Raw genomic sequence first — 359 nt, forward strand, 5'->3', positions numbered from 1 at the left:
AACCCACCTGCACAACATCCACGCGGCGCTGCCGCTGTACCCATTCATGAGCATCTCGGTCACCCCGCTGCCCCAGCACCCCTCGCCCATCGCGCAGATCGGCTGAGCCTCCCCCTTCCCTGCTGACCACCAGCGCGCGCCCCCGGCCTGATGCCGGCCTGCGCGTCAAGGATCGATCCATGCCATTCGCAACTCTGAACGGAATCAAGCTGCACTATCAACTCGACGGCGATGCCTCGCTGCCGGTGTTGGCGTTTTCCACTTCTCCGGGGACCTCGCTGTCGACGTCGGTGTCGCAGTTGGACGAACTGATCCAGCACTTCCGCGTGCGGCCCTACGACACCCCCCGCCACGGCAAC

At 65.5% G+C, this 359-nt stretch carries 1 protein-coding gene and 1 pseudogene; both read left to right on the forward strand.

The window, feature by feature from the left end; translation table 11 throughout:
* Positions 1-16 precede the first annotated feature (16 nt).
* Positions 17-106, forward strand: coding sequence for a muconolactone Delta-isomerase family protein (locus tag BTM36_RS26890; protein WP_256385261.1), 90 nt, complete (start codon positions 17-19; stop codon positions 104-106).
* A 73-nt stretch (positions 107-179) separates the two neighbouring features.
* A pseudogene (locus BTM36_RS26895) lies at positions 180-359 on the forward strand (3-oxoadipate enol-lactonase); the annotation flags it as partial.

The organism is Herbaspirillum sp. VT-16-41 (genome assembly GCF_001994935.1).
In the GTDB taxonomy this organism is placed as follows: domain Bacteria; phylum Pseudomonadota; class Gammaproteobacteria; order Burkholderiales; family Burkholderiaceae_D; genus Herbaspirillum; species Herbaspirillum frisingense.